The following is a 3,571-nucleotide window of genomic DNA, read 5'->3' as shown; positions in this document are numbered from 1 at the left end:
CTCTACGCGATGCTCAGAACCGGCAGCATCTACCAACCCAAAACCAGGTCAGAGACCGCTCTCGCGGCTTGACAAACCTCATAGGGGCACCCCCCAAGCTCTCATCGAGCCGCTCCCTCCCTCACCCGCATCAGATCGACCACGCAGAAATCAACTCCTGCCGAGTTAATACGGGTACGGTGCGATGTCGGATCGCATGGTCACCCACTGCACCTCGGTAAAGGGGCTCTGACTCCCCCCGGCATGTCCGGAGACAGGATTCCTTGGAAGGATCTGTCTCATGGGACGTCCCAGTAAGTATCCGCGCGAGCTTCGTGAGCGCGCTGTCCGCATGGTCGCCGAGCTGCGGCCCGACTATCCGAGCGAGTACGCCGCGATGACCACGACCGCGCAGATGCTCAGCATCGGGTACCCGGAGACCATCCGGACCTGGATCCGCCACGATCGGGGTTGATGAGCACGTGTGGCGGCATACCCGTCGGGGCGACAAGTACATGACGGTGATCATCGATCTCACCCCTGTCAGAGAGAAACGTGGGCCTGCCCGGCTCCTTGACATGGTTCCGGGGCGTTCGAAGCAAGTGTTCTCCGATTGGCTGGCCGCACGATCCCAGGCCTGGCGGGATGTGATCGAGGTTGTCGCGATGGATGGGTTCACCGGGTTCAAGACTGCATCGAAGCAGCATTTGCCAGGCGCTACTGAGGTGATGGATCCCTTCCATGTCGTTCAGCTCGCCGGCGATGCGCTCGATCGGGTCAGGCAGCGGGTGCAGCAGGAAACCCTCGGGCATCGCGGGAGGCGCGGCGACCCGCTCTACGCGACCCGGAAAAAAGTGCTGCGCACCGGGGAAGCGTTCCTGACGGAGAAGCAGCAGGCCCGACTCGAGGCCGTGTTCGCTGATCCCCGTCATGCGGAAGTGTGGCGGGCGTGGCGGGTCTATCAGCAAGTCGTTGCCGCGTATCGAGAGAAGAACAGCGGGCTCAGGCGGAAGCGGCTACGTGAACTCATCGATACATTGAAAGCGACCACACCTGTCTGGTTTGTTGAGCTCCGCAAACTCGCGTACACCTACGATCGACGCCGGGCAGACATCCTCGCGTACTTCGATCATCCCAGGGCATCTAACGGTCCAACCGAAGCGATTCAACGGGCGACTCGAACACCTCCGCGGATCCGCACTCGGCTTCCGGAACCTGACCCACTACATCGCAAGATCACTCCTCGAGGCCCGCGGATTCAGGCCGCTCCTACACCCTGACGCGAAGATGCGGTGATTCGTGGGCGTGCTAAAGCGACGGCAGATGTTCCCCCGCCGCTGATGGTCGGTATTGATGTTCAGACTGCGTGTGCTCGATAGGGTTCTCCGTTGGTGAGGATATGCCAGATCGCGATGATGAGTGAGTGCTGGACCGCGACCAGCGCGCGTTTTGGTCCACGTCTGGGAGCAAGGCGTTGATACTTCTTCTGGAAGAACGAGCCATTCTTTCGGGCGGCAGTTTGAGCTGCGATCCCGAGTGCTCCTTTCAGGTAGGCGTTCCCAGGGCGAGTTCTCACATGCTTGACTTTCCCCGCTGACTCGTGATGGCCTGGGCACACACCTGCCCAGGAGGCGAGTTACGCGGCGGTCGGGAACGCAACCATATCGGCGCCGATCTCAGCGAGGATGTTCTCAGCCCCAACGTGCTTGATCCCAGGGATCGTTGCGATCAGATCTCTGGCCCAGGTAATCCCGGCGGCATCAAGATTCTGGCTGATCTGCTCGGTTAACTGTTCGATGTGAGCATCAATGCCGTCGATTCGTTCGAGATGCATGTGCGCAAGGAGCGCGTGATGCGCGGTGAAGTTCCCCTGAAACGCGAGACGTAACTGTTCCCCTTTGATGCGGAGCCGCCATTTGGCGAGGTTCGCGAGGTACTCGGGGTTGGGTTCCCCATCAATGAGCGCTTCCAAGAACGCGCGCCCAGAGACCCCGAGCGTGGTCGACGCAACCGACGTGTACTTGATGCCCGTTGATTCGATCAGTTTCTCAAGCTGTTGAATCTCACGTGTCCGACTCCCGGTGTTCAGGGTGCGCTGACGCGTGAGATCCCGCAGGTCTCGTATCGGCCAGGATGGGATGAAGGAGCCACGCACGAGCCCGTGAGCCCCAAGCTCTGCGAGCCATTGCGCGTCAGACACATCAGTTTTCCGGCCGGGGAGGTTCTTCGCGTGGCGAGCATTCACGAGCATGAGGTTCAGGTCGTCCTCGAGCCCGTAGTAGAACGGTTTCCAATAATCCCCAGTAGCTTCCATCACCACCAAGGTCACCCGTTGTAGTTTCAAGAGATCATGCAGCTGAGCGATATCCCGGGTCATCGCCCCGTGGACAGTGACTTTCTTCGTGTACGAGCCTGGCCTGGTGCCGGGGACTCTGATGCACACTTTTGCGTCGCGTTTAGAGAGGTCCATGCCCGCGCAACGCTCGTGAATGACTTCCATGATCGGGTTCCTTCCTTCAGTATTGGGTGAAGGAAGCGACGGCTGCCACTGGAGAGGATCGGGAGATATCCGGAGTCTGACGCACGTGCTCGAGGGCAACATTTCACGAATCCCATAACTCACCCCTCCATCCAGGCTCTACTACGGCGTGTGAATCGGAGGGGTGTTCAGGACCGTACTCCCGGTCTCCGAGCCCAGTGATTTACTGAGCCCCAGGCGGCAGGTGCCGCCTGGGGCTCAGTCTATCCCTGGATGTTTACGGACGTCCACGGGGAGTAAACGGACGGGTTTTCGGACTCCGCTTCTACCTTGCCGAGCCCGAGTCAGATGCACGTTGCGGTTAGCGCAAAAGAGGTCGCTGCCCTTCACGGGAGCCGTCGACTCTCGCCCGTCCAGTCGAGATCTTGACGCGCGCTCTCCCCGCGTGTGCGGAACAGTACCATGGGCTCCCCGCCCCGGGGCCTCCCGCGGAACTCACAGACGGCGATGACCGCGACGTGCTGGCCGGCACCGCATGCAGCGCCACCAGCTCAGGCGAGGACGTCACGAAGCCGTTCGTTGCTAGAGCACAAGCGGGCGCATAGCTCACTGCTCAGAACGGCATCACCCACGCGATACTGCAGGCGCGAAGCCCGTTCTGTCGGTGCGGAACGATCTACGACGGCACTCACATCGGCAAGCTTGTCGACGGCGATGACATCGCGGCAGCAGCGTTCAAGCGGGAAGGCACCATCATCACCACTATCAGGGGTGCGCATTCCCCGCCTGCAGCACGAGCACCTAGCTCCGCGCGTGACGACGGGCGATCGCTCTCCGCAGGATGCTGACTGGGGTGAGCAGGAACAACCATCCGAACTTGCACGCGTTCCAGAACATCAGCAGCCCGAGGAATGCGATCCACGCAGGACCGCCGTTGTCGCGAAGGGTAAAGCAGATTTCGGCGGCGAAGAGGTAGGTAGCGGCCAGAATGAGTGCGATCGCTGCTCGTGACAGGCCATGCGCGCCGCGCAGGCGGCGGGTGATCAGATTCGTGGGGGCGTACTGCAGGAATGCATGAATGGAAACGCCGAAGTTCCATGCGGCTCTGATCAT

The 3,571-nt window shown here is 60.9% G+C and carries 2 protein-coding genes and 3 pseudogenes; 2 read left to right on the top strand and 3 right to left on the bottom strand.

Going from position 1 to position 3,571, the window contains the following annotated elements:
* Positions 1 to 280 precede the first annotated feature (280 nt).
* Together ACIGCK_RS14765 and ACIGCK_RS14760 are read left to right on the top strand one after the other, a co-directional pair.
* A pseudogene (locus ACIGCK_RS14765) lies at positions 281 to 439 on the top strand (IS3 family transposase); the annotation flags it as partial.
* Positions 432 to 1,275: pseudogene (locus ACIGCK_RS14760) on the top strand (ISL3 family transposase); the annotation flags it as partial. The pseudogenes ACIGCK_RS14765 and ACIGCK_RS14760, both read left to right, overlap by 8 nt.
* Before the next feature lie 61 nt (positions 1,276 to 1,336).
* On the opposite strand, the pseudogene ACIGCK_RS14755 reads toward ACIGCK_RS14760, so the two are convergent.
* From ACIGCK_RS14755 to ACIGCK_RS14745, 3 genes and pseudogenes are all read right to left on the bottom strand, one after another.
* A pseudogene (locus ACIGCK_RS14755) lies at positions 1,337 to 1,603 on the bottom strand (transposase); the annotation flags it as partial.
* Between the two features lie 12 nt (positions 1,604 to 1,615).
* Positions 1,616 to 2,479, bottom strand: a complete 864-nt coding sequence (locus ACIGCK_RS14750) for an IS110 family transposase (protein ID WP_396667002.1) — start codon at positions 2,477 to 2,479, stop codon at positions 1,616 to 1,618.
* Positions 2,480 to 3,259: 780 nt separating this feature from the next.
* Positions 3,260 to 3,571: sulfate permease (locus ACIGCK_RS14745; protein WP_396667001.1), on the bottom strand; the 312-nt coding region annotated here is incomplete at its 5' end.

The sequence above is a fragment of the Microbacterium sp. NPDC078428 genome, assembly GCF_044542535.1.
Classification (GTDB): domain Bacteria; phylum Actinomycetota; class Actinomycetes; order Actinomycetales; family Microbacteriaceae; genus Microbacterium; species Microbacterium limosum.
Note: the sequence above shows the minus strand (reverse complement) of the source record. Positions and strands in the feature narration are given on the sequence as shown.